Consider the following 25,364-nt stretch of genomic DNA (forward strand, 5'->3'; position numbering starts at 1 on the left):
TAACGATGCAAAGTTTAACTTATTTTGATGTGTAAAGGTTTTTAAATTATTGCAACCTATCACTTGGCAACCAATAAACTGATATTTAAAGCTTAAAAAACAAAAATTGGTATGTATTTTGCTAAATCTCTATGAGTAAAACTTATTTAATAAATGGTTTTTAACCAATTTTATGATTTAAAAAGCATAGGGGAATATAAATGAAAGATATGATGGGGAATGGTTTTGTAACCAATGCAGAAGCTTTTTCAGTGTCCACACAAATATATGTACGTATGCGTAGGGTCACGGGGCGGGTCATAGATGCATTGTATGTGGTCCAAAATAAAGATTATGCAAAGTATGTAATGGCGCTAGCCTTGGAAACAGATGATGATGAACTAAAACGCTATGTTGAGCGATTAAATTCATTGACTGACTCAATACCAGAGCTTCCTCAAAAACAAATCACCGCCAATATTCAAGTGAGCGAAGAAACAGAAATCACGGCTGAAGACATTTATCGGGCACAAGTTCCACATCATTATATTGGTGCTTTAAGGTAATCTTGGCATGGCCCTAAATTTTCTGGTCAATTTAGGGTCTTATTCTGTAAAGTTCTTCTGCGAAAAAGCTGGAATTCAGCTACACTATGCACGTTTTCGCGATTCGACCCATAGGAATCCATTATGCATATTGCAGCGTTGCATCAACCGAGCCAGGTTCAGCTCAATCAAGACGGAAATTTAAAACATTTTTTAACGATTGAGGGCCTTTCAAAAGAAAACCTCACTAAGATTTTAGATACCGCGCAAAGCTTTTTAGACGATAATAATAATTTAATCAACCGCCCGCTTTTAGAAGGACGGACGGTGATGAATCTCTTCTTTGAAAATTCGACTCGTACCCGTACTACTTTTGAAGCAGCAGCAAAGCGTTTGTCTGCCAATGTATTGAACATTGATATTGCACGTTCAAGCACATCTAAAGGTGAAACTTTACGAGATACGCTTTGGAACCTTGAGGCAATGGCTGCAGATATATTTGTAGTCCGCCATTCATCTTCGGGTGCTGCACATTTCATTGCTAAAGATGTATGTCCAAAAGTCGCAATTATTAATGCCGGAGATGGGCGTCATGCTCATCCAACGCAAGCGATGCTTGATATGCTCACAATTCGCCGTGAAACCAAAAAACCATTTGAAGACTTAAGTGTTGCCATTATCGGTGATATTAAACACTCTCGTGTAGCACGTTCAGATGTGGCTGCACTTCAAACACTCGGATGTAAAGATATTCGTGTGATTGCTCCGAATACGTTATTGCCAGTTGGTTTTTCAGAATATGGTGACCATGTTCGTTTGTTCAATAACATGGACGAAGGCATTACTGGTTGTGATGTGATTATTGCTTTACGCATTCAAAATGAACGTATTGATTCACCAGCGTTATCTTCGCAATCTGAATTTTACAGAATGTATGGCTTAAACAAAGAGCGCCTTAGTTTAGCTAAACCGGACTGTATTGTTATGCATCCTGGTCCAATGAACCGTGGTGTAGAAATTGATTCGAGTATTGCCGATGGTGAACAGTCTGTGATTTTAAAACAGGTCACTAACGGTATTGCAGTTCGTATGGCTGTATTGGCGTTGTCTATGCAAGGGCAACTTCAAGAACAAGGTTTAATTGAAGCAATTGCGTTGTAAGGAATGGATCACATGAGTATTGTAAAAATTGAAAATGTACGTGTGTTAGACCCAATCCAAAAAACAGACAGCGTACAAACTGTATATATTCAAGACGGTAAGTTGATTGCTCCAGTTGAGCAGGTTGAACAAACCATTGATGGTCAAGGCAAATGGTTAATGCCAACCATGGTTGATTTGTGTGCACGTCTGCGTGAACCGGGTCAGCAACAGCATGGTACGCTTAAATCTGAAGGGAAGGCTGCACGTGCTAATGGTATCTTGCACGTCATTACCCCACCAGACTCAAAGCCGATTGTTCAAGACAATGGCGCCCTCATTCATGGCTTAGTTGAAAAAGCTTGGCTTGATGGCGGCATTCATATGCATATTATTGGTGCTCAAACTCAAGGCTTAAATGGTAAGCAACCAGCAAATATGGCAGGCCTTAAAAAGGGTGGTTGTACTGCTGTTTCAAATGCGAATGCTGCCTTTGAAAATGACGATGTTGTTGTTCGTACATTAGAGTATGCCGCTGGTCTTGGTTTAACAGTCGTGTTCTATGCTGAAGAACCGCAACTTGCTAAAGATGGCTGCGCTCATGAAGGTTTTATCGCATCGCGTCAAGGTTTACCAATGATTCCGGCAATTGCTGAAACTGTAGCGATTGCTAAATACCTGCTTATGATTGAAGCGACAGGTGTTAAAGCTCACTTTGGTTTGTTGTCTTGCGGTGCGTCGGTTGAATTAATTCGTGCAGCAAAAGCAAAAGGCTTGCCTGTGACTGCCGATGTAGCAATGCATCAGTTACATTTAACAGAACAATTAACTGATGGCTTTAACTCGCTAGCACATGTTCGTCCACCATTACGCTCTGAGCAAGATAAAGAACTTTTACGCCAAGGTTTAAAACAAGGTGTGATTGATGCAATTTGTACGCATCATGAACCTTTAAGCAGTTCAGCGAAAATGGCACCGTTTGCTGAAACTCAACCAGGTATTAGTGCATTTGATACTTATGTAGCTTTAGGTATTCAGCTGATTAATGAAGGTTTGTTTGAGCCGCTTGAATGGGTTACTAAAGTAACAAGTGCTCCTGCGCAGGTAGCAAACATGACTGCGCGTTGGCAAGCTGAAGCAGGGTGGGTGTTAGTCGATCCTGAAGTAAGCTGGACCTTAAGCAAAGACACTATTTTATCTCAAGGGAAAAATACACCATTACTAGGCCAAAACCTTACTGGTAAAGTATTACAGACTTTTGCTATATAGTTTCTAATAGCTAAAAGCTTATTCAAAATATAAACAGGCAGATCATAACGATCTGCCTGTTTTGTAAATACTCGATGGAAAATTGTATATAAATTATTTAAAAGACAACAAAAGATTTCAAGCGCATTAGAATAAAAAACTATCAGCAAATAGAAGTATTTGAATAATCAAAAGTTGCTGGTTACGACTTATAAGATTCGGGAGAATAACCAATGTCGATAAACCCTATAGAACTGCTTAAAGAAAAAGTATCATCAACAATATTAAACAACCAAGATGGATTCTTGGGCGACAAAACAAATGCTTTATCTAAATTTTATCCAATCTTACTTTCATTATTAGCGGCTAAACCTGATCTTATTGGACAATTGAAAAACAGTGTGACTCCATCATTATCAGATCTTTTTTCTCATAATGACCAAATTAAAAATACCGTACTGACTCATTTAAGTGGTACTGCGCCATCTGCTGAGATTGAAAGTACACTTAATAGTGCAATCAAACCTAGTCTTAATACGATTTCTGATATCGCTGGAAGTGATCAACAAAGCATTGTGAACTATTTACGTCAGCATGCTGAAACAATCCGTTCATACTTGCCGGGGTGGGCAGTTGGACTTTTGGCACCATTAGGTATTGGTGCGGGTTTATCATCAGTAACTTCATCAACAGCACCTCCGCTTGCAGCAGCAACGGAAACGACTGGTAAATCTCGTGGTTTCTTACCTATTATTGCGCTTATTATCCTTGGGCTATTAATTGCGTGGTTATGGCGCTCTTGCCACCATAAAGAGGCGACACCTGTACCTGAAACTGCTCCTGCAAGTGGTGTAGCGGCCGCTGCTGCTGCGCCTGCTACCTTAACTTTAAGTACAGATGATAAAGGTGCTGTGAGTCAATGTCAGGCAGGCATTGGTGATCAGGGCTTCTTGGCAACTTTGCAAACCCAAGTTAAAAAAGTTCTTTCAGCCACTAAAGACTGTAACGTCGATACTAGCCAAACTTATGCTGCTGCATTTACCGATAAAGATGCATTAGAGGGTGTACTCGGCGCATTAAAAGGTGTTCCAAATGCGTCTTTAGAGTGGGTAGGTGACAAAATCACATTGAAAGCAGGTGATGCCGCAGCTTTAGAAGCTTTAACAGCAAAAGTAAAAGCACTCGTTCCTCATACTGAGGTTGTTTCAGCTGCACCACAAACAGCTGAGCAATCTGTAAGTAATAGCTTAACTGCTTCACAAACTGCTTTAGGCTCAATTGACCCGAACAATGTAGATGTAAATGCTTTAGTTAAAGCGCTTAACTTACAAATTATTAACTTCGCGAGTGGTTCAAGTGAAATTCCTGCAGATAACAAAGCCATTCTTGACCAAGCTGCAACACTGTTAAATAAAGTGACTAGTGTGAAATTAAACGTAGGTGGCCACACTGACTCAACAGGTAATGCTGCTGCCAATAAAGCCCTTTCTCAACGCCGTGCACAAGCGGTCGTAGATTACTTGGTTTCTAAAGGAGTAGATGCATCTAAACTTGTTGCTGAAGGTCATGGTTCAGAAAACCCTGTTGCAGAAAACACAACTGAAGAAGGACGCTTTAAAAACCGTCGTATTGAGTTTTCAGTAGCGCAATAATCAATAGATTCATAAAAAAATCTGATTTTATTGAATTCTGATTTGAAAAAAGCTTCTCATTTTGAGAAGCTTTTTTTATAGAGATCAATATTGTTGGGTTGACATGAAAATCAGTTTGTTAGGAAGTGGCCGTGTTGCTTTTCATTTGGCAAAGGCACTTTTGGCTAAGGGACATAACATCGCACAAGTTTATGGGCGTGATTTTGAGAAAACCCAGAAGTTTGCAGAGCAAATTCAAGCGAAAGCATGTCAGTCTCTTCAAGAGTTTCAACCAAGTGATTTAATTATTTTAGCTGTTTCAGACAGTTCTATTGCTGACCTTGCAACGCAGGTACACGAGTTATTTCCCGAAACGCTTATGGTTCATACTTCGGGGAGTACAGACATTCAAGTTATCAGTCAGGTACATGAAAAAGCAGGGGTGTTTTATCCATTACAAACATTTAGCTTAGAAAGAGATGTTGATTGGCAAGCCACGCCATTATTTGTAGAGGCGACCAATAAAAATGATTTAGCAATACTCTCTGATTTAGCAAATAGCCTAAGTAATCGAGTATATCAATACACTTCAAAACAACGTTTAACTTTACATTTAGCGGCTGTGTTTGCCTGTAATTTTAGTAACTACTGTTTTGATATGGCTAAACAGATTGTGGATGCAGAACAAGTCGACTTTAGCTTGCTTTATCCATTAATTGTGGAAACAGCAAAAAAAGCCACTGAAAATGATCCGAAACAAATGCAAACTGGACCTGCGGTAAGGGGAGACCAGAATATCTTGGCAATGCATCAGGGGTTATTAGCCCAAGCAGAACGGGATGATTTAAAACAGGTCTATCAACTTTTAAGTGATGGCATCGTGAAGCGCCATCACTCAGTTTAAAGCTTATTTAAAATTAAGGTTCGCCGTTATTTCCCCATTTCAAGAAACCCGCACGTTGATTTAAACGTTCAAAATATTGGTCGACATGTTTAAGTGTTGGATGGTCAAAAGGAGTGGCCTTCCAGCGCTGTACAGATAGACCAATTGGAATATCCGCTAGAGTGAACTCAGTACCTGCAACATAGGCTTGAGTTTTTGCAAGTTGTTGATCGAGAATCTGCATATGACGATTCCAATTATCAATACCTTGTTGTAATAAGTTTGGATCTTGATGATCTGGAGAATGTCTAAGTAGAGACATAATCGTATAGGTCCAGCTGTTATTTAGCTCGATCGCTTGCCAATCAATCCACTGGTCAACAAAGAACCTTTCTTTTGCTTGAGTAGGGTAAAGCTTATGCTCTTTATCGTAAGCATTGGCGAGATAACGGATAATACTGTTGGACTGCCAAAGGACTAAATCGCCATCTAAAACAACAGGAATTTGACCATTTGGGTTTAATTGCAAATATTCTGGTGACTGTGCAGAACGAAAGCCTCGACCCCAGTCTTCTCTTTCATATTCAAGATTTAATTCTTCACATAGCCATAAGACTTTGCGAACGTTAATTGAGTTATCGCGCCCTAAAATTTTTAACATGTAGTGTCCTTAGTATTTTTAGTATGGCAAGTACCAGTCTCTATAAATAGCTAGATTCGTTTAGATTGGCAATCATTAATTAATAAGTGGAAATAGAATAGATAAGATATATGTTTATTTTTGATATTAAAAAGAAAAGGCCTAGTTTATTACTAAGCCTTTTTTATTATTTACTTAACCTTCTTAAAGATAAAGTCATTAATCTTATGACCTGACTCAATACCACGGCGCTCAAACTTAGTCACAGGACGCCATTCTGGTCGAGGGTAACTGTTGCCTTTACCAGCCAAATTTTCAAGATCTGGACGATTGTCGAGTACATCAAGCATCCATTCTGCATATGGTTCCCAATCTGTTGCTGCATGGAAAGTACCACCAAGCTCAAGTTTTTGTTCAACCAATTGCATACGCTCATGAATAACAAAACGGCGTTTGAAATGACGTTTCTTTTGCCAAGGGTCTGGGAAGTAAAGTTGTACACAGTTAATACTGTTGTCTGGCATTTCACGTAAAACTTGAATCGCATCTGCATCGAGTACACGTAAGTTTTTAAGTTCCGCTATACCTGCTTCATATAAACATTGAGCAATACCAGGTACGTGTACTTCAATACCTACATAGTTGCGTTCAGGGTTGGCTTTTGCCATAAGCACTAATGAACGACCCATACCAAAACCGATTTCAACAGTTAAAGGACGTTCTGGATGTTCGAAGTGCTGACGTAAGTCACCAACGGGGTATTCCAAAATTAAATCGCGATGTTGTTCTAATGCCGTGCGTTGAGACGTATTAAGTGGTGCTGAACGACGCATAAACGTCACAATTTCACGGTGTTCAGGCAAATTGTCTAAGTCTGCAATTTGCGTTTCTAACTGATCGATCGACATAACCTTGGCAATATTGAAATTCAAATGCGGTATTTTAAGTCTTCAGGTGGTCAAGTCAAATATTTCGGTGTTTTTCTTCATGTAGATGTCATGATCAATATTTAATCTAAGAAGCTAATTAAAACTCACATGAACATTTTTAATCATGAAAACTTTTCAATTAAGAACACTTTCAGTTTTTTTAAGTGCATTTGGTGCATTTTCATATAGCTCAGTTGCTCAAGCACAGCTTATGTTTAGCCAGTATGTTGATGGCAGCAGTAATAAAAAAGGGTTAGAGATTTATAACCCAGATGGAACTACTGTTAACTTAGCAGACTATGAAATTCAACAGTTTAATAATGGTGGTACTGCCAAAACGGTGACTTTCCGTTTACAGGGTACACTTGCGAGTAAGCAGAAGTTTTTAGTGGGTCGCTCAGAGCTGCAAACTGAACTTGGCAATAAAGTAAATCAAGTAGCTGCCTTGTCTTTTAATGGTGATGATGCAGTTGTACTCGTTTATAAAGGCACACCTGTCGATCGTTTTGGACGTATTGGTGAGCGACCTGAGGCAGGTTGGGGAACGGCTGTTTCAAGTTTGGGAAATAGTTTTAAACGTATTGGAACTGAAAATCCAGCTTTAAGTATTGACCCAACCGCAGCATTTGATTTGGACCACTCATGGACAGCATGGGCAAACCGAAATGATTTTTCAAATCTATCGGGTTCTACTACCCAGCCACCGGTGCAAACGGTGAGTTGTTCGAGCTCAGATACACCCATTGCCGATTTAGCAACGTCAACACAAAACCAGACTTATACAGTGCGTGGTGTGATTACTGCTGACTACCGTTATGCCAATGGTTTCTCAGGCTTTTATATTCAAACACCTGACACCAAAGCACGTGCAAATGTGAGCAATGCCATTTTTGTTTATATTCCAAATAGTAGCACGGTAAAAGGTGGCCAAGTTGGTGATGAGGTTATTTTAAGAGGCCGTTTAACAAGCTATCAAAACCAGCTACAAATTGATCAATTACAGCAGGATATTCAAAGCTGTAATAGCAATATGGCAAATCAGGTTCAGCCGATTAGCCTTGAACTCCCGTTTGCCAGCTTAACAGGCGGTTCAACCAATGCTCCGCAGCGCTATCAAGGTATGTTGGTTAAGTTACCTCAAGCTTTAACGGTAAGTGAAAACTATAACTATGGCCGTTATGGTGAACTCTCATTAAGCTTAGGTCGCTTATATATTCCAACCAATTTATATCCAGCCTTATCACCCGAAGCAAAAGCTTTAGCTCAGAAAAATTTATTATCAAAAATCATTTTTGATGATGGGTATAACAACCAAAACCGTACTCCGTGGTTACCGATAAATTTTAGTGCTGCCAATACATTACGTTCAGGTTATCAGCTTAAAAATGTTGAAGGGATTTTAGAGTATCGTTTTAATGGTTGGCGAGTACAGCCAGTGCTTGGACGTACGCAACCAGAAGTTGTTACTCAAACAAATCCACGTCAGGGTGTCATCACAAAAAATGCCAATCATATTCGTGTAGCTTCATTTAACGTTTTGAACTATGACAATGGTGCAACAGGCTTCCCAACAGAGCGTGGTGCAAATACACAAGCAGAGTTTGATAAACAGCACCGTAAAATTGTCAGTGCATTAAAAGCGATTGATGCTGATGTGTACGGTTTAATGGAAATAGCCAACAATGGTTATGGTTCAAATAGCGCAATCGCTCATTTAACCAGTGCATTAGGTCCAGACTGGAAATATGTAGTTCCTGAAAACTTGGACCGTTTAGGTGGCGATGTTATTGCTGTTGCGATTATTTATAACAGTAAGCGTGTGAAGCCTTTAAACAAACCTGTTGTGCTTGATTTGGGCGATAAAAATCGAACGACTTTAGCACAGACTTTCCAAGCTGTTCGTGGCAATAAAACGTTTACCGTTATTCCAAACCATTTGAAGTCAAAAGGCTGTACTGGAGTTGATGTTAACTCTACGGATGCGGACCAAAAAGATGGACAAGGTTGTTGGAACCCGACTCGTGTAAAAGCAGTTGATCAAATTGTGCAGTGGCTCGCGAAAAACCCGACACAAGTTCCTAAGCAAAACGCTTTGCTGGTAGGGGATATGAATAGCTATGCAAAAGAAGAACCTATTTTAGCCTTTGAAAAAGCCAATTATAAAGTCTTACTCAATGATGCTAAGGTTGGGCAAGGCGCTCAGGCATATAGCTATGTGTTTGGTGTGGCAAGTGATGCAAATGGTAATGGCGGCGCGGGTAACTTAGATCATGCAATTGCCGATGCAGATTTATATCCTAAAGTAATTCGTACGTTTGCTTGGCATATCAATGCAGATGAACCAACTGTTCTAGATTACAACGAAGAATATAAAACTGATGAGCAAAAGGCTCTGTTTTATGGTGAAGATGCTTATCGTTCTTCGGACCATGATCCTGTAATTGTTGATCTAGATTTAAATGGTAAAGATTCAAGTCATCCTGATAATGGCAACAAAAATCCTATTTTGGATTTCTTAAACCAATTAGTGGAATGGTTTAGCCAACTTTTTAAACGTAATTAACGGTAAAAAATGCGTGATGGGAATGTGTTTTATCATATTTTAAACAATCGTCACGCAAGACAACTTGCAAGGTCCAACTTTTTCAAGAATATTAGATAGTGTAAGTAATTTATAAATTTACGCTTTTTTACAATTAAGGAATTGTACAAACCTTGCAGGTTTTTTAGAAGCAATTTAAAACGTTAATGTAAGATAAGAAGGATCAGATATGAAATTATATTATTCGCCAGGCGCATGTTCTTTAGCTGCACATATTATTTTAAATGAAATTAATGTTGATTTTGATTTAGAACGAGTAAATTTAAAAACACATAAAACAGAAAAAGGTGCAGATTATTACGAAATTAACCCGAAGGGCTATGTACCAGCTTTAGAAATTAACCCAGGTTTGATTTTGACTGAAAACGTGGCGATTTTACCGTTCCTTGCTCAGCATGATCCTAAACAAGATTTGATTCCTCCTTCAGGCTTAGGCCGTGCGAAAGTGTTGGAATGGTTGGGTTATTTGAACTCTGAACTACATGATGCTTATGCGGTATTTTTTGGGGCACCGTTAACAAACGATGAAAAGACCAAAGCTTATGCTGAAATCGATCGTCTTTTAAAATATATCGATAATTATCTGGCTGAGTCGGATTATGACTATTTAGTAAATGATAATTTTGGTCCAGCTGATGCATATTTATTTGTTTTAACAAATTGGTCAAATTCAATTGAGCATGATTTAACGCCGTATAAACATATTATCGCATTGCGTAATAAAGTTGCTGAGCGTCAATCTGTACAAATTGCGATGCGTGATGAAGGTTTAATTTCATAAACAATTTTAAATCTATTAAAAAAGCCCCTAATCAATAGGGGCTTTTTTATGTTGAATATAACTTAGTGTTGAGCTTTTTCTTTTACATCAGCAGCTGCATGTTCAACAGCTTGAGCTGTGTCAGCAGTTGCTTTACGCGCAGTTGCTTCAGTTTGTGCAGCAGCATTTGCAGTTTTATCGGCAGCGTGGTCAGCAGCAGCATCAATTTTAGCTGTAGCATTGTCTGTAGCAGTTGCAATATCGCTCGCAGCTTTGTCACCCGCAGATTTAATATCAGCGGTTGCTTGTTTAGCAGCATTTTCTAAATGTTCACCTGTAGTCGCGCCAGTTTCTGGAGCTTTATCTTTATTACAACCAACAAGGGCAACAGTCGCAGCAAGACCTAAAGCAACAAGTAATTTATTCATTGTGTTTTTCCTTCTAATTCATGGCATCCAAAATTATGGATGTCTAAAATATAAACATAAAGTAAATGATTAATAAAGATCGAAAATTGTTAAAAAGTTGTAACTCTAGTATTAAAAAAGCCTAGCATTTTGCAATGCTAGGCTTTCGTTCAAGAAGAAGGAGCTAAGCAGTTTTACTGCCCAGAACGAATGATGTAATCAAACGCAGAGAGCGATGCTTTAGCACCTTCACCTGTAGCAATAATGATTTGCTTGTAAGGCACAGTGGTACAGTCACCTGCAGCAAATACACCTTGCACATTGGTTTCGTTGCGGTCATTCACAATGATCTCACCACGGTTGGTTAACTCAACTTCACTGTCTTTCAAGAAGTCAGTGTTTGGTAGTAAACCAATCTGTACAAAGATTCCTGCAAGCTCTACCACATGCTCTTCATCAGTCGCACGGTCTTTATATTTAAGACCGGTTACTTGTGAGCCGTCACCTAACACTTCTGTGCTTAAGGCATTCATAATTACAGTTGTGTTTGGCAAGCTGTTTAACTTGTTTTGCAACACTTGGTCTGCACGTAGTTTTGTATCGAACTCAACCAAAGTTACATGCTCAACAATCCCTGCAAGGTCAATTGCAGCTTCAACACCTGAGTTACCACCACCAATCACGGCAACACGTTTGCCTTTGAACAATGGACCATCACAGTGTGGGCAGTACGCAACACCACGGGTACGGTATTCTTGCTCACCTGGTACGTTCATTTCTCTCCAACGTGCTCCTGTTGAAAGGATCACAGTTTTCGATTCAAGTTTCGCACCGTTTTCAAGTTCAACTGCAACTAGGCCATTTTCAGTTTGGTTGGCACCTGTGATTTTGCTGACACGTTGCAAGTTTATGATATCGACATCGTATTCACGAACATGTGCTTCCATCTCAGCAGCAAACTTAGGACCTTGAGTCTTTTGCACAGAAGTGAAGTTTTCAATGTCCATGGTATCCATCACCTGACCACCAAAGCGTTCAGCTACGATACCTGTGTTAATACCTTTACGTGCTGCATAGATTGCAGCTGTTGCACCCGCAGGTCCACCACCAATCACCAATACATCAAAAGCATCTTTGGCATTGAGTGCTGCTGCATCTTTTTCAGCTGAGTTGGTATCAAGTTTCGCCACAATCTCTTCAAGGGTCATACGACCTTGACCAATGTGTTCGTTGTCTTGGAATACCATCGGTACAGCCATGATTTTGCGTTGTTCCACTTCGTCTTGGAAGAATGAACCGTCAATCATGGTTGCTGTGGTGTTCGGGTTATAAATCGCGATCAGGTTCAGCGCCTGTACTACATCTGGACAGTTATGACAGCTTAGCGATACAAACACATCAAAGTTGGCTTTGAGGTTTAAACCTTTAATCTGGTTAAGCACTTCATCAGAAACCTTAGGTGCATAACCAGACACTTGTAACAGAGCCAAGATCAAAGACGTAAACTCATGACCCATTGGTAAGCCTGCAAAGAACACACGAGGTTGTTCACCTGCTTTAGCCACACCAAAGCTTGGACGACGTGTATTGTTGCCATCAAAACGGGCAGTCACTTTGTCAGAAAGCTCAGCGATTTCTGTCACTAACTCTTTAATTTGAGCAGCTTTATCTGATTCATCTAAAGCAGCAACTAATTCGATTGGACTTTCTAAACGTTCTAAGTAAGCTTTTAATTGAGTTTTAATGTTTTGATCTAACATCTGTTTTTACTCCAATGCATCCAAATTCTTTCAATAGATGCATAGTACGTTAAAACAATGAATAGGTGAAACAGTATGTTTTTATAGATTTGATCGGTTTTTTGAATTATTAAATCTATTCATAAATAAGATCAATAATTTATCTCTAAACGCTCTTTATTACTCTTTTTATCTTTTAAAGTGAAAGTATTTAAAAATTTATATATGTTATATGGCTGTAAAGATTTTATGTCATAACATTAAAAGGTACTTTCATGTCATTGCAACGCGGCATTTATCAGCATTATAAAGGTAATCTCTATCAAGTTTTTTCTGTGGTAAAACACAGTGAAACTGAAGAAGAGTTAGTCGTTTATCAGTGTCTTTATGGTGACTATTCAACTTGGGTACGTCCGCTAGATATGTTTACTGAAACGGTGCAAATGGCTGACGGAAGTATCGTGCCGCGTTTCAAGTTAATTCAAAGCACTTAACTCAAACGACCTTCATATAAAATAACGATTTAAAAGGGTGAATATATGCCAAATACTTTTTTCTTACAAAGAGTTGCCGATTTATATGACACCTTTAAACAGCATGATTCACAGCAATCTGATCGTTTACAACGATACCGCAACATAGAAGTAGAATCTGCAAAATTAATTTCGCAATTTATTCGCATGCAGCAAGCCAAGGCTCTATTAGAAATTGGTACTTCGACAGGGTATTCAACTTTATGGCTAGCTGAAGCCGCTCAGGCCACTGGTGGACAGGTGACTACAGTTGAAATTGATGCAAAGCGAAGTGCTGAGGCGAAACGCCATGTTGCTGAATTAGAACTCAGTGAAATTGTTCAATTTTGGGTGGGAGATGCAGCCGATTATTTAAAAGAAGCAAATGAAGTTTATGATTTTATTTTGCTAGATGCTGAACGTGATGTATATGAAAGTTATTGGCCAGATTTAAAACGTTTAATTAAGCCTAAAGGTGGAGTTTTAGTCGTTGATAATGTGATTTCTCATGCAGCAGAAGTAAATTCTTTTTTATCTTTAATTAAAAAGGATGCAGATTTCATGAGCAGTATTGTGCCTGTGGGCGCAGGTTTATGTTTAGTAGTCACAAAATAATTTTACTGAAATCGTTTTATATTCCAGTCGGGCCTGTTTTGAACAGGCCTTTTTTATATTTGTTATGAGGCAATCACCAAAGAGAGTCGTGTAAAGTGCAAATTAAATTCTAAATATTTATGTACAAAAGCGGCTTTATCCGTTGAACGTAATAAATTGTCATAAACAAATTCCGGAACAGGATGATATAGATCTCCCGAACCATCGCTATAAAATATTTTTAAATGACGCGATGTCGCATTGTATTTCCATGAAGTGATGACCGCTGTATTCACCATAAATGCACCCCTTTATTTCATATCAAACTTACTCAAAAATTAACCAGTTGTTTATTTGACATTACTCAATGTTGAGGTCGCGGGGAAGGGCATAATTGTAAAAGTATCAGTAGAAAATGTGATGTGCTTATTCAAAACAAAAGAACCACCCGATAAAGGGTGGTTCTTTGAGTTTTTAAAATCTAAGAGAGATTAGATTTTACCAACTAGGTCGATAGATGGAGCAAGAGTAGCTTCGCCTTCTTTCCATTTAGCTGGGCAAACTTCACCTGGGTGAGCGTGTACGTATTGAGCAGCTTTTACTTTACGAAGAAGTTCAGATGCGTCACGGCCGATACCACCAGCGTTGAGTTCAACGATTTGGATTTTACCTTCTGGATCGATAACGAAAGTACCACGGTCAGCTAAACCTTCAGATTCGATAAGAACGTCGAAGTTTTTAGAAAGAGTCCAAGTTGGGTCACCAACTAATGGGTATTGGATTTTTTTGATTTCTTCAGAAGTGTCGTGCCAAGCTTTGTGAGTGAAGTGTGTATCAGTAGATACAGCGTAAATTTCAACACCAAGTTTTTGGAATTCAGCGTAGTTGTCAGCTAAGTCACCAAGTTCAGTTGGACAAACGAAAGTGAAGTCAGCTGGATAGAAGAATACAACAGACCATTTACCTTTAAGGTTAGTTTCGTTAACTTCAACAAATTGGCCGTTGTGGTAAGCAGTTGCTTGGAAAGGTTTAACTTCAGTATTAATCAAGCTCATCATTGTCTCCATGATTGAGGTTTATATTTAAACTTGTTTACGAGATGTAGAATAAATAAAAATTCTTTATTGGGGAAATAGTATTTTTACATGACTAAAATCGGAAAATTGAATAAGTGATAAATTTACGATTTTTAAGTCCCCAAACACTGTATTCGATTTGACTGCAAAAACATGTAAATCAAATGACAGTTATCGTAAAAGAAACTTGCATAACAACATGAAGTCTAGCGAGTCAAAATTCAAGGGCAAAATTTTAAAAAATTAAAAATATATAAAAAACCAACTGTTTTACCTGAAGAGCATTAAAGCGTAAAATAGCGGATTGTTGAATTTTCAGGAAAATTTATCTGTGCTGAATGGTTTAAATATAGATCAATGGGTGATGGCGAGAGATCGTTACCGTTTAAATCGTTTGCGTAAAGATAAAAAAGCCGATACTTCAGAGATTGAAAAATTATTTGAACAGTCTAATGCAAAAGTTAGACAGCGTTTTGAACGTCTACCTAAAATTAAACTGAATCAGGATTTACCTGTTTCGCAATATGCTGACCGTTTAATTGAAGCGATTCAAAAGCATCAAGTTATTATTGTGGCAGGTGAGACAGGCTCAGGTAAAACTACTCAGCTTCCTCAAATTGCCATGTTAGCGGGTCGTGGCTTAACAGGTATGATTGGTCATACTCAGCCACGTCGTTTAGCTGCACGTAGCGTGTCGCAACGTATTGCAGAAGAAGTCGGCGAAAAGCTCGGCGAATCGATTGGTTTTAAAATCCGTTTTAATGAACAAGGCTCGCAGGACTCTATCGTACGGTTAATGACCGACGGTATTTTGCTTGCCGAGTTGGGCAATGACCGCTTTTTGTCTAAATATGACACGATCATTATTGATGAAGCGCATGAACGCTCACTCAATATCGATTTTATTATGGGTTATTTAAAGCAGTTACTGCCAAAACGCCCAGACCTGAAAGTGATTGTGACTTCGGCAACTTTAGATGTAAATCGTTTTAGTAACTACTTTAATAATGCACCAGTTTTTGAAGTAGAAGGTCGTAGTTATCCGGTTGAAGTACGTTATCGTCCAATTTCAGAGATGAATATTGGTGGTAGTGATGATGACGAGTTTGATGATTTTGAAGAAAACCTACCTCGAGCAGTCGTACAAGCTGTAGAAGAATGTTTTGCCGATGCCGAAGAAAAAGGCCATCCTGAACATGCCGATATTCTGATTTTCTCAAGTACAGAACAAGAAATTCGTGAGTTACAGGAAACTTTGCAAAAGTACGGGCCAAGACACACCGAAATTTTACCTTTGTATGCGCGCTTAGCTGTTTCTGAACAACAAAAGATTTTTAGTCCAGGTGGAAAAGGCCGTCGTATTATTATTGCGACTAACGTGGCCGAAACTGCACTGACGGTTCCAAATATTCGTTATGTAATTGACAGTGGTTTTGCCCGTATATCGCGTTATAACTACCGTTCACGCGTACAACGCTTACCGATTGAAGCTATTTCTCAAGCAGCAGCCAATCAACGTAAAGGTCGTTGTGGTCGTATTGCTCCGGGTGTGTGTATTCGTTTATATAGCGAAGAAGACTTTTTAAGCCGTCCTGAATTTACTGAGCCAGAAATTAAGCGAACCAACTTGGCTTCGGTTATTTTGCAAATGCAAAGTTTAGGTTTAGGTGAGCTAGAAAACTTCGATTTTATTGAGCCACCAGATTTCCGCCTAGTCAATGATGGTCGAAAACTACTCATTGAGTTGGGTGCACTTAACGAGAAGAAAAATGAGCTGACTAAAGTCGGGCAAATGATGGCACGTATGCCAATTGACCCACGACTCGCGCGCATGATTGTGGGCGGTGCTCATTTCGGGGTGCTTAAAGAAATTTTAGTGGTTGTCAGTGCGCTTGCAGTGCAAGACCCACGTGAGCGCCCTGCTGACAAACAAATGCAGGCTGACCAAAAGCATGCCTTATTCCGCGAGGCTGATTCAGATTTTCTGTTTTATTTAAAACTTTGGGAGACTTTAAATCCTAAAGGTGAAGCAGGCATGTCTGAAAACAAACGTCGCCAGTTTGCCAAGCAGCACTTCTTAAGCTGGTTACGCTTACGCGAATGGAAACAGACGCATAAACAATTGGTCGAGTTAGCTGAAGGTTTAAAACTGAGTTTTAATGAAAAACCTGCGAACTATGAAAACCTGCACCGTGCGTTGCTGACAGGTTTATTGTCTTTTATTGCCAATAAAACTGATGAACGTAATATCTTTATGGCAGTGCGTCAACAAAAGGCGAAAGTCTTTCCTGCCAGTACTTTGCACAAAACCAATACTGCTTGGGTGATGGCTTTTGAGATGGTGGAAACCTCTCAGGTTTATTTACGTACTTTAGCCAAAATTGATCCTGAATGGATTTTGCTTGCTGCACGCGACTTGTTGAAATATCACTATTTTGAGCCGCATTGGTCTAAGAAAGCTGGGATTGTAAATGCGTATGCTCAAATTTCGCTGTTTGGTTTAATTATTGAGCCAAAACGGTTAATTAATTTTGAGAAAGTTGACCAGCCTGCTGCTCATGAAATTTTCTTACGTGATGCATTAACCACAGGTAACTTAGGTACAGTTCCGCCATTTTTAAAACACAATTTACTTAAACTTGAAGAAGTTGAACGAGTTGAAGATAAATTGCGTCGCCGTGATTTGGTGGTGGATGAAGAAACGATTTATCAGTTCTATGCCTCTAAAATTCCTGAAGAAATTGCAAGTCGAAGTAGTTTTGAAGACTGGCGTGCAACGGTTGAAGCAAAAAATCCACGTTATTTATTTGTAGAAGATGATGCACTTTGGCTCAATGACCGTCCAACAACACAGCAATTCCCAGATCATTTGCATAATGGGCAGCTACGTTTAGCAACGACTTATCATTTTGACCCAAGCCATGATGAAGATGGTGCAACGGTTCAAATTCCGGTACAAGCTCTTCCTCAGGTCGATGAAAATATCTGGTCTTGGGGGATTCCAGGTTGGCGCCAAGATTTAATCGAGGCATTACTTAAAGCTTTACCAAAAGACAAACGTCGTAATGTGGTACCAATTCCTGATACAGCTCGTAAGCTCATGCAGGGTATTGATGCTGTACATTTGCGTCAGCATATTTTTAGTTATTTAGCTTTTGCTTTACGTGGTGAGCAAATTACTGAAAAAGATTTTTCGTTTGAACGTATTGATCCATATTTGGTGCCTTTTATTAAGGTGATTGATGAAAAAGGTAAGTTGATTGCGAAAGGTCGTGATTTACCTGAGTTAAAAGCACGTTGCCGAGTGGAAACACATCGTCCAGTGAAACAGCAAAAAGGCGAATTTAAAACTTTCCCTGAAAACTTTACCTTTGAAGCTTCGCAAAAGGTGACAGGTGTTGTTGTTAAACAATATCAAGCTTTGGTACCGACCAAAACTTTTGCTGAAATTGAAGCTAAAGATGAGTCTGGCGTAGTTATACAAACCTTTAATGATCAGGCTGAAGCCATTAAACAGCATCGTGAAGGGATTATTCGTCTGGTCCATATGCAACTGGGTGATTTAGTTCGTCAGTTGAAAAAGCAGATTTCAAAACCGCTCGCGCTGGCTTATTCACCTTTAGGCGATAAAGCTAAGCTTGAGCAGATGTTGGTCTATGCAACGTTACAAATGGCAATTACAACTTTGCCAATTAATGCAGATGAATTTAACAAACTGCTCGAGCAGGTCAAAAAGCAATTTTTGAGTCATGGTCAACAAGCACTTGAGCAGTTAAGTGATATTTACATTCAGTGGCAGCAAATTCGCCGTCAGCTTTTAGTGCTTGATGCAGGAGTGTTTGGACGTAGTATTGATGATATTGAAGATCAGTTAGATCTCATGTCACTTGGCAATTTTGTTTACTGCCAACCAGTCGATCTTTGGCAAGAATATCCGCGTTATTTAAAAGCGCTGCTATTGCGTTTAGATCGATTGCCAAATAATCTACAGCGAGATCATGCCGCTATTGATGATGTCGATCCATGGATGGACAAGGTATTTAAATTCAAAAACGATCCAAGAATCAAAGAATTGTATTTGATGTTGGAAGAATTTCGCATTTCTTTATTTTCTCAACCGATGAAAACCAAGATGCCTATTTCGCCAACTCGACTGCAAAAGTTATGGGATCGTTTGGGAATCAGTTAAGATAGATCGGGGTTTGTTTATGCGTTTGTTTAGCCTACAACGCAATTTATAAATGAAAGATTAACAGACCCTATTCATTTTTTTAGGAGTTTTACATGGGCATTCGTATCACAGGTACTGGGTTATTTCACCCAACAGAAATCATTTCTAATGAAGAACTGGCCGACAGTTTAAATGCTTATGTGGAACAATATAATCAAGAGAATGCAGAGAAAATTGCAGCAGGTGAACTCGAAGAATTACGTGGTTCTAGTGCTGAATTTATTGAAAAAGCGTCTGGTATTAAGCGCCGTTACGTGATTGAGAAATCAGGTATTCTCGATCCAACACGTTTACGTCCTCGTTTGTCTGAACGTTCAAATGATGAACTTTCACTTCAAGCAGAGTGGGGTGTGATTGCTGCAAAGCAGGCAATGGAAAATGCAGGCGTAACTGCTGAAGATATCGATGTTGTAATTTTGGCATGTTCAAACATGCAGCGTGCTTATCCAGCTGTAGCGATTGAAATTCAGTCAGCACTTGGAATTCAAGGTTATGCCTACGACATGAACGTTGCATGTTCAGCTGCAACTTTTGGTTTGAAACAAGCGGCAGATGCAATTCGTTCAGGTGCTCGCCGTGTTTTATTGGTAAATGTCGAGATTACCTCTGGTCATCTAGACTACCGTAACCGTGATTGTCACTTCATTTTTGGTGATGTTGCAACGGCTTCTATTATTGAAGAAACGACTACTAAGACTGGTTTTGAAATCTTAGATATTCATTTATTTACTCAATTTTCAAACAACATTCGCAATAACTTCGGTTTCTTAAACCGTAGCGAAGACGCAGTGGTTGACGACAAGTTATTCCGTCAAGATGGCCGCAAAGTATTTAAAGATGTTTGTCCGTTAGTGGCAAAAATCATTAATGCGCAGTTGGAAAAAATGCAGTTAACTGCAAACGATATTAAGCGTTTTTGGTTACACCAAGCGAATGCCAACATGAATGAACTAATCTTGAAATATGTTGCTGGTAAAGAAGCTGATTTAAGCCGTGCACCAATTATTTTAGATGAGTTTGCAAATACCTCTTCAGCAGGCGTTATTATTGCTTTACACCGTACAGGCCACGAAGTAGATAATGGCGAGTATGGCGTGATTTCATCTTTCGGCGCTGGTTATTCAGTAGGTTCGATTGTTGTACAAAAGCATGTTGCTTAAGCTACAAGATTAATTAAAAAACGCTCGTAAGAGCGTTTTTTTATGAGCGAAATAATATAAAAAAGCGGGCTAAAATTAGCCCGCTTAGATTGAATCAAAAGTTATTAAAACTTTTTAGTGTAGTTTACAAACAAGCGGTCTTCACCAAAATCATTGCCATGTTTAACGTTGTAATCAATACGAATATATTGCAGGGCAACCCCTTTTAAGAACGGTTGTTGAAACGCATAGTTTAAAATCACATTCGACTCAGTTTCATGGTTTTTTTCACCATTTGCTGCTTTAAAGTCATGGCCGTAAACATATTTCACCATCGCATTTAGGCCAGGTACATAGTCTTTAAAGTCATAGCCGTACATCACATGGTAAGACTTTTCATCTTCTTTAAAGAAGCCAGTGGCGTTCCAGTTAATGAAATAGGTCTCTGGTAAGAAACCATCCGGTAATGGATAAGCCGACTCACCCATAATCTGTTGGTAGCCTAAACCAAAGGTATGATTTTTTACTTTAAGTGTTTCTAACACCCCAATGTTTTGCGCATCAATATCAAAAGTATTGCCGTCATCTTTTGCATTGAAATATTTAAACTTAGAGGTGAGGGCAAAATTAGGTTGTTTCCAATTATGCTCAAGCCCTACATAGTGTTTGTTGTAGAGATCTTCTAAATTACCAAAGTAGTATTCGCCCTTGAGTGACGGCGTAAATTGATAGCGCAGGTCAATGTAATTTAAACCATCAGATTCTTTGGTAATGCCATTTGAAGTGAACGAAAACTTTTTAAAGTCTTCTTCATTTCGTGGAGAGACTTTTTCAACCCGACCAATTTCTGCATAAAGCTGATCTGAAAGTTGCGACTTAAGGTTAGTTCCCCAATAAGAGGCAAGTAATTGTCGACTTGCATCCACAGCCGTTACAGGCAGGTCTAACCAGAGTTCACCGACACTTAAAAGGGTTTTGTCATAGCCCAGTTTTAAAGTGGCGCCGTATTTTAAGAAGTCCGATGCTTGTGACTGAGTTTCTTTATTAAAAGGCAAAACTGTGTCCGCAACATGTTTATCTGAACTCAAGCGAACGGCATATTGAACAGAAGCATCGGCACCAATGGTAATGGGCTTATCTGCAATTTGCAGCGGAGTGTCATGCATTTTCGACTTATAAAATAATGATGCTGCCTGAGACCAGCTACCCGTATCTTTGAGAGCATCATTATCAAAATTACGGTTGATATAGGCATTTTTTAGCGTGAATTTCCATTCATCTTCGCTTTGTTGAGCCGTATCTGCTGCCCATAAACTTGAGCTAATCAATAACCCGAGTAATGTGGCTATTGCTAAATTACATGGTTTAAAGTGGTGTAGTAATTCCATAATCCATTTCCAAAAAGATGCGCCAGTCCTCGGCGCATTTATATTTACTGCTGGGTAAGCGTGTTTTGAGGGTTAAAAGTTGATGGCGTTTGTGCGGCAACAGAGGCTTTTAGATTGACCATAAATATTGCAAGTGCAGCAATTACACCCGGAATTGCAATCGCTAAGAAATTCATTTGGTGAGGAAGCTCAAGTGTGAGTAGGGCTCCGGTTAAAACTGGTCCGATAATCGCACCGATACGGCCAATTCCAGATGCCCAGCCCATGCCAGTTGAACGAAGTGTGGTCGGATAGAACTGCGCAACAAAAGTGTAGAGTAAGATTTGCGAACCAATTGTGGCAGCGCCGGCAATTGCAATCAGGCTATATAAAATAAATTGCGGACTATTAATGCCAAGCAGAATTAAAGCTGCTGATCCCACAATAAACATGATCGTAATAACCGGTTTTAAATGGAATCTGTCTGCTAAAGCACCGCCACCAATTGCACCGACCATGCCGCCAATATTAAGTGCAAACAGGAATAACATGCTTGCACCTAATGAATAGCCAGCTTGAAGCATGAGTTTAGGTAACCAGCTTCCTAAGGCATACACCATGAGTAAGCACATAAAGAAAGCAATCCAGAACATAAATGTGCTGAAGGTACGGCCTTGTTGGAAAAGCGCACGGACAGGTGCATCTGTTGTGGTGCTTTCGTTTAACACCAGTTGTGTACTGGCGTTTACCTGAGTTTGAGGCGCAATTTTACAAACAATACTTTTTGCCTGTTCGCTATGGTTCGATTTCACTAAAAAGGTGAGAGACTCTGGCAAAAATTTCCAAATGAATGGGAGTAGTAAAAGAGGAATACCCGCAATTAAAAACATGATTTGCCAGCCCATATCTTTCACAAGCCATGCGCCGAGTAGTGCAGAGGTCATGCCACCAATTGCATAGCCACTAAACATGATTGCGACTAATGTACTGCGGATTTTTTTTGGTGCGTATTCAGTCATAAGCGCAACGACGTTTGGCATAACGCCACCAATCCCAAGACCTGCGATAAAGCGCAAAATAGCAAACTCTGTTGGTCCTTTGGCAAAGGCACCCATAAAGGTAAATCCGCTAAATAAGGTGACACAAATCAGGATGGTTTTTTTTCGTCCCAGTTTGTCTGAAAGGGTGCCGAAAATCATGGCACCAAACATCATGCCGAATAAAGCAGCACTGGCGAGTAAACCAGCTTCTACCGCAGTTAATGACCATTGTTGCATTAACAGAGGAAGAGCAACCCCATAAATAACTAAATCATATCCATCAAAAATAATAATAAGTAAACACCAGATTAAAACTTTCCAATGGAAAGATGTAAAACTAGCTTTATCAATTAACTCATTAATATTTACCTTGCTTGTATCCATTTTCTTCACCTCCAATTTGTGAAGCATCGAGTTATTTTTTAATAAACTATTTTGTTATTGGATTAGAGTCAAAAACCTAATTGATATATCTTTATGTCTTTAGGGTATTGTGCTTTTGTTGATTTAAATATTTGAAAAGTATGTATTTATTTTTATTTCTTTAGTTGGTTTTGTTGTGTCTTTAAAATGGGGTTAAATATTGTATGATGAGAATTTTAAGGATTTTAGAGATGTTTTTTTATAGATTTTATTGATGATAATCATAGCTAAAAATATAGCTAAATTTATATTATGAATTGAAGTAAAAATATAAAAACAAAATACTAAAGTCTATTATTTAATTATTTTGGAGATTCATCTTAAAAATGAAATTTAATCTATATTTAATAAAAATCACCAAGTCAGAATTAGCAAATTATTTGCATCCTGATTTGGCGATTGAGGTTTTATTTTAGTGGCGGGCGCTTAGATAAAAAACTTAATTTGTGGCTGAAGTTGAACGTGGGGTGAGAATGAAATGGGCGATTACACCAATACAAATACCCCAAAAGACTGAGCTTAATCCAAGGAAATGCATGCCTGATGCTGTTGCTAAAAAGGTAATAAGTGCGGCATCACGTTGATTGTCATTTTTCATGGCAACAGAAATATTGGTGGCAATCGCTCCAAGCAAGGCTAAACCTGCCAGTGCTGCAACTAATTCTTTAGGAAGTAAGCTAAATAGCATGACAATACTGCCAGCAAATAAGCCTCCTAAAATATAAAAAATTCCGTTGACGATTCCTGCGATATAGCGTTTTTCTTTAAGTTCATGCGCATCTTTACCCATGCATAAAGCTGCGGTAATTGAGGCAAGTACAATCGTAATACCGCCGACACAGGCAACGGCTAAAGAGGCAATACTGGTGACAGTAATAATGGGTTTGGCTGGCGTGTCGTAACCGCTAAGTTTCATAATCGCCATGCCCGGTAAAAATTGGCCGGTTAGGCTGACTAAAATGAGAGGAACAGCGAGGTTTAGTGTTGAGTTCCATGTCCATTCTGGGCTAATCCACTGTGGAATAGCTAAACTAAAACTCACATCAACCGGATTCATTTTGCCTAAAATGAGGCTTAATAAAACTCCGGCAGCTAACACCCAAATCATGGTGTAGCGCGGCATTAAACGTTTGGCAATTAAAAAGACAATGAGCATGCTAAAGACAATAAAAGGCATGCTATCAGACGCGGTAAATAGACCAATACCAAATTGAAAAAGAATACCCGCCATCATGCCCGCCGCGACATCTTGCGGAATCCACTTTAGTAATTTGTCGAAGTAACCTGTAACACCAATTAAAAAAATAACAATGGCAGAAGTAATATAGGCGGCTACTGCTTCATTCAACGAGACGTTTGGAAATAGAGTAACTAACAGGGCTGTACCGGGTGCTGACCATGCGGTTATGACAGGCGTTTTATATTTAATCGAAAGATAAATACCTGAAACGGCGGCACCAATTGAGATTCCCCAAATCCATGACACCATCATGTCGGTGGACACATGAGCACGCTGAGCAGCTTGGAAAAAAATAATCAGTGGGCCTGAGTAAGAAATTAAAACCGCAAGAAAGCCCGCAACTGTTGCTGATATGGACCAGTCATTTTTTAATGTCTTGAACAGGGTTGCCATGTCTGATTGCCTCCATGCAAATCATATTATTTACCCAATCATATAAAAAGATCAGGGTTAACCCTGATCTCCACCTCCGACTGAAATAACCGAGCCAGTCATATATGATGCTTCGTCTGATGCAAGAAATAAAATTGCATTTACTTGTTCTTGAATTGTGCCATAACGGCCCATAAATGTTCGATCTATGGTTTGATCAACCACTTGCTGCATCCAGTCTTTTTCATTTTGACTTAACGGATTAGCATTACGTGGTACTTTGCGAGGTGGGGCTTCGGTTCCACCCGTCGCAACAGCATTGACTCGAATTCCGTCTTTAGCATGTTCAAAAGCAAGCGATGCTGTTAGAGCATTTACACCGCCCTTAGATGCAGAGTAGGGAATACGATTAATACCACGGGTTGCAATTGAAGATACATTTACAATAACCCCCGATTGTTGCTTAATCATGGCGGGTAACACAGCGCGGCAGCACCATAAAGTTGGAAACAATGAGCGATTTACTTCCTTAATGATCTCTTCTTCGGAAAACTCTTCAAAAGGTTTCATCCAGATCGCGCCACCTACATTATTAATCAGGATATCTACCCGACCATAGTGTTCAATGGCTTTTGCAACTACCGCTTGCGCACCTGCATAGGTTTCAAGGTCAGCATTAATCGTGACGGCATTGCCATTTGCGCTCTGAATTTCTTTGAGAACTTCTTCAACATATTCAGAGCGGTCAGCCATGATGACTTGTCCACCTTCAGCTGCAACTTGCAGTGCCACGCCACGACCAATACCTTGGGCACTACCCGTAACAATCACAACCTTATCGGCAAATCTTTGACGGTTTGACATAGA

21 protein-coding genes are annotated in these 25,364 nt (G+C 39.3%); 11 read left to right on the top strand and 10 right to left on the bottom strand.

The annotated features are described in order from the left end of the window. Positions 1–200: 200 nt before the first annotated feature. The 5 genes from ACIF8R_RS10715 (at position 201) to ACIF8R_RS10735 (ending at position 5,447) form a co-directional block, all read left to right on the top strand. Entirely contained in the window at positions 201–545 is a 345-nt protein-coding gene (locus tag ACIF8R_RS10715; protein WP_263613291.1) for a hypothetical protein, read from the top strand. Between the two features lie 123 nt (positions 546–668). Then, on the top strand, positions 669–1,685 hold the full coding sequence (locus ACIF8R_RS10720) for an aspartate carbamoyltransferase catalytic subunit (RefSeq protein ID WP_000546639.1): 1,017 nt from the start codon (positions 669–671) through the stop codon (positions 1,683–1,685). A gap of 12 nt (positions 1,686–1,697) precedes the next feature. Next, the gene (locus ACIF8R_RS10725; protein ID WP_396480678.1) at positions 1,698–2,933 is read left to right on the top strand and encodes a dihydroorotase; all 1,236 of its coding nucleotides are present in this window, start codon (positions 1,698–1,700) and stop codon (positions 2,931–2,933) included. A 212-nt stretch (positions 2,934–3,145) separates the two neighbouring features. Beyond that, a complete protein-coding gene (locus tag ACIF8R_RS10730) occupies positions 3,146–4,564 on the top strand; it encodes an OmpA family protein (RefSeq protein WP_396480680.1) in 1,419 nt (472 codons plus the stop codon). Positions 4,565–4,667: 103 nt separating this feature from the next. After that, positions 4,668–5,447, top strand: coding sequence for a Rossmann-like and DUF2520 domain-containing protein (locus ACIF8R_RS10735; protein ID WP_396480682.1), 780 nt, complete (start codon positions 4,668–4,670; stop codon positions 5,445–5,447). A gap of 13 nt (positions 5,448–5,460) precedes the next feature. Here the strand turns inward: ACIF8R_RS10735 and ACIF8R_RS10740 are convergent, their stop codons facing one another. Further along, entirely contained in the window at positions 5,461–6,087 is a 627-nt protein-coding gene (locus ACIF8R_RS10740; protein WP_263613296.1) for a glutathione S-transferase, read from the bottom strand. Between the two features lie 170 nt (positions 6,088–6,257). After that, on the bottom strand, positions 6,258–6,974 hold the full coding sequence (gene trmB / locus ACIF8R_RS10745; protein ID WP_396480684.1) for a tRNA (guanosine(46)-N7)-methyltransferase TrmB: 717 nt from the start codon (positions 6,972–6,974) through the stop codon (positions 6,258–6,260). A 145-nt stretch (positions 6,975–7,119) separates the two neighbouring features. Between trmB and ACIF8R_RS10750 the strand changes: the two genes are divergently transcribed. Both ACIF8R_RS10750 and ACIF8R_RS10755 read left to right on the top strand, forming a co-directional pair. Continuing rightward, the gene (locus tag ACIF8R_RS10750; RefSeq protein WP_396480686.1) at positions 7,120–9,558 is read left to right on the top strand and encodes an ExeM/NucH family extracellular endonuclease; all 2,439 of its coding nucleotides are present in this window, start codon (positions 7,120–7,122) and stop codon (positions 9,556–9,558) included. Between the two features lie 208 nt (positions 9,559–9,766). After that, the gene (locus ACIF8R_RS10755) at positions 9,767–10,378 is read left to right on the top strand and encodes a glutathione binding-like protein (protein WP_000781338.1); all 612 of its coding nucleotides are present in this window, start codon (positions 9,767–9,769) and stop codon (positions 10,376–10,378) included. 62 nt (positions 10,379–10,440) lie between these two features. Here ACIF8R_RS10755 and ACIF8R_RS10760 read toward each other — a convergent pair whose 3' ends face one another. Further along, entirely contained in the window at positions 10,441–10,785 is a 345-nt protein-coding gene (locus tag ACIF8R_RS10760) for a hypothetical protein (protein WP_191108487.1), read from the bottom strand. Positions 10,786–10,958: 173 nt separating this feature from the next. Further along, positions 10,959–12,524, bottom strand: a complete 1,566-nt coding sequence (gene ahpF / locus ACIF8R_RS10765) for an alkyl hydroperoxide reductase subunit F (protein ID WP_396480687.1) — start codon at positions 12,522–12,524, stop codon at positions 10,959–10,961. A gap of 254 nt (positions 12,525–12,778) precedes the next feature. Between ahpF and ACIF8R_RS10770 the strand changes: the two genes are divergently transcribed. After that, positions 12,779–12,997, top strand: coding sequence for a DUF1653 domain-containing protein (locus ACIF8R_RS10770; protein ID WP_396480689.1), 219 nt, complete (start codon positions 12,779–12,781; stop codon positions 12,995–12,997). A 45-nt stretch (positions 12,998–13,042) separates the two neighbouring features. After that, positions 13,043–13,630 (top strand): O-methyltransferase, encoded by a 588-nt coding sequence (locus tag ACIF8R_RS10775; protein WP_263613302.1) that lies wholly within the window; start codon positions 13,043–13,045, stop codon positions 13,628–13,630. Between the two features lie 62 nt (positions 13,631–13,692). Here the strand turns inward: ACIF8R_RS10775 and ACIF8R_RS10780 are convergent, their stop codons facing one another. Together ACIF8R_RS10780 and ahpC are read right to left on the bottom strand one after the other, a co-directional pair. Then, a complete protein-coding gene (locus ACIF8R_RS10780) occupies positions 13,693–13,908 on the bottom strand; it encodes a KTSC domain-containing protein (protein WP_396480692.1) in 216 nt (71 codons plus the stop codon). 192 nt (positions 13,909–14,100) lie between these two features. After that, a complete protein-coding gene (gene ahpC / locus ACIF8R_RS10785; RefSeq protein WP_003652649.1) occupies positions 14,101–14,664 on the bottom strand; it encodes an alkyl hydroperoxide reductase subunit C in 564 nt (187 codons plus the stop codon). Between the two features lie 352 nt (positions 14,665–15,016). On the opposite strand from ahpC, the gene hrpA reads away from it, so the two are divergent. Both hrpA and ACIF8R_RS10795 read left to right on the top strand, forming a co-directional pair. After that, positions 15,017–18,874: an ATP-dependent RNA helicase HrpA gene (hrpA, locus tag ACIF8R_RS10790; RefSeq protein WP_396480694.1), complete on the top strand. Its 3,858-nt coding sequence runs from the start codon at positions 15,017–15,019 to the stop codon at positions 18,872–18,874. 95 nt (positions 18,875–18,969) lie between these two features. Further along, the gene (locus tag ACIF8R_RS10795) at positions 18,970–20,076 is read left to right on the top strand and encodes a beta-ketoacyl-ACP synthase III (protein WP_005802658.1); all 1,107 of its coding nucleotides are present in this window, start codon (positions 18,970–18,972) and stop codon (positions 20,074–20,076) included. A 104-nt stretch (positions 20,077–20,180) separates the two neighbouring features. On the opposite strand, the gene ACIF8R_RS10800 is transcribed toward ACIF8R_RS10795, so the two are convergent. The 4 genes from ACIF8R_RS10800 to ACIF8R_RS10815 all read right to left on the bottom strand — a co-directional run bounded on the left by ACIF8R_RS10800 (position 20,181) and on the right by ACIF8R_RS10815 (position 25,361). Continuing rightward, positions 20,181–21,443, bottom strand: coding sequence for an OprD family outer membrane porin (locus ACIF8R_RS10800; RefSeq protein ID WP_396480697.1), 1,263 nt, complete (start codon positions 21,441–21,443; stop codon positions 20,181–20,183). Between the two features lie 44 nt (positions 21,444–21,487). Further along, positions 21,488–22,846 (bottom strand): aromatic acid/H+ symport family MFS transporter, encoded by a 1,359-nt coding sequence (locus ACIF8R_RS10805; RefSeq protein WP_396480699.1) that lies wholly within the window; start codon positions 22,844–22,846, stop codon positions 21,488–21,490. Positions 22,847–23,324: 478 nt separating this feature from the next. Next, on the bottom strand, positions 23,325–24,518 hold the full coding sequence (gene benE / locus ACIF8R_RS10810) for a benzoate/H(+) symporter BenE (protein ID WP_396480701.1): 1,194 nt from the start codon (positions 24,516–24,518) through the stop codon (positions 23,325–23,327). A 57-nt stretch (positions 24,519–24,575) separates the two neighbouring features. After that, a complete protein-coding gene (locus ACIF8R_RS10815; RefSeq protein WP_396480703.1) occupies positions 24,576–25,361 on the bottom strand; it encodes a 1,6-dihydroxycyclohexa-2,4-diene-1-carboxylate dehydrogenase in 786 nt (261 codons plus the stop codon). Positions 25,362–25,364 lie beyond the last annotated feature (3 nt).

The organism is Acinetobacter sp. ABJ_C4_1 (genome assembly GCF_044538495.1).
Lineage (GTDB): Bacteria > Pseudomonadota > Gammaproteobacteria > Pseudomonadales > Moraxellaceae > Acinetobacter > Acinetobacter nosocomialis_A.

What these genes read in the sequence shown, in the direction of transcription:
- benE (WP_396480701.1), bottom strand. Translation starts at nt 24,518, where the DNA reads ATGGCAACCCTGTTCAAGACATTAAAAAATGACTGGTCCATATCAGCA.
- ACIF8R_RS10725 (WP_396480678.1), top strand. Translation starts at nt 1,698, where the DNA reads ATGAGTATTGTAAAAATTGAAAATGTACGTGTGTTAGACCCAATCCAA.
- ACIF8R_RS10770 (WP_396480689.1), top strand. Translation starts at nt 12,779, where the DNA reads ATGTCATTGCAACGCGGCATTTATCAGCATTATAAAGGTAATCTCTAT.
- ACIF8R_RS10750 (WP_396480686.1), top strand. Translation starts at nt 7,120, where the DNA reads ATGAAAACTTTTCAATTAAGAACACTTTCAGTTTTTTTAAGTGCATTT.
- ACIF8R_RS10720 (WP_000546639.1), top strand. Translation starts at nt 669, where the DNA reads ATGCATATTGCAGCGTTGCATCAACCGAGCCAGGTTCAGCTCAATCAA.
- ACIF8R_RS10760 (WP_191108487.1), bottom strand. Translation starts at nt 10,785, where the DNA reads ATGAATAAATTACTTGTTGCTTTAGGTCTTGCTGCGACTGTTGCCCTT.
- ACIF8R_RS10815 (WP_396480703.1), bottom strand. Translation starts at nt 25,361, where the DNA reads ATGTCAAACCGTCAAAGATTTGCCGATAAGGTTGTGATTGTTACGGGT.
- ACIF8R_RS10715 (WP_263613291.1), top strand. Translation starts at nt 201, where the DNA reads ATGAAAGATATGATGGGGAATGGTTTTGTAACCAATGCAGAAGCTTTT.
- ACIF8R_RS10800 (WP_396480697.1), bottom strand. Translation starts at nt 21,443, where the DNA reads ATGGAATTACTACACCACTTTAAACCATGTAATTTAGCAATAGCCACA.
- ACIF8R_RS10755 (WP_000781338.1), top strand. Translation starts at nt 9,767, where the DNA reads ATGAAATTATATTATTCGCCAGGCGCATGTTCTTTAGCTGCACATATT.
- ACIF8R_RS10740 (WP_263613296.1), bottom strand. Translation starts at nt 6,087, where the DNA reads ATGTTAAAAATTTTAGGGCGCGATAACTCAATTAACGTTCGCAAAGTC.
- ACIF8R_RS10780 (WP_396480692.1), bottom strand. Translation starts at nt 13,908, where the DNA reads ATGGTGAATACAGCGGTCATCACTTCATGGAAATACAATGCGACATCG.
- ahpF (WP_396480687.1), bottom strand. Translation starts at nt 12,524, where the DNA reads ATGTTAGATCAAAACATTAAAACTCAATTAAAAGCTTACTTAGAACGT.
- ACIF8R_RS10795 (WP_005802658.1), top strand. Translation starts at nt 18,970, where the DNA reads ATGGGCATTCGTATCACAGGTACTGGGTTATTTCACCCAACAGAAATC.
- ahpC (WP_003652649.1), bottom strand. Translation starts at nt 14,664, where the DNA reads ATGAGCTTGATTAATACTGAAGTTAAACCTTTCCAAGCAACTGCTTAC.
- trmB (WP_396480684.1), bottom strand. Translation starts at nt 6,974, where the DNA reads ATGTCGATCGATCAGTTAGAAACGCAAATTGCAGACTTAGACAATTTG.
- ACIF8R_RS10805 (WP_396480699.1), bottom strand. Translation starts at nt 22,846, where the DNA reads ATGGATACAAGCAAGGTAAATATTAATGAGTTAATTGATAAAGCTAGT.
- ACIF8R_RS10775 (WP_263613302.1), top strand. Translation starts at nt 13,043, where the DNA reads ATGCCAAATACTTTTTTCTTACAAAGAGTTGCCGATTTATATGACACC.
- ACIF8R_RS10730 (WP_396480680.1), top strand. Translation starts at nt 3,146, where the DNA reads ATGTCGATAAACCCTATAGAACTGCTTAAAGAAAAAGTATCATCAACA.
- ACIF8R_RS10735 (WP_396480682.1), top strand. Translation starts at nt 4,668, where the DNA reads ATGAAAATCAGTTTGTTAGGAAGTGGCCGTGTTGCTTTTCATTTGGCA.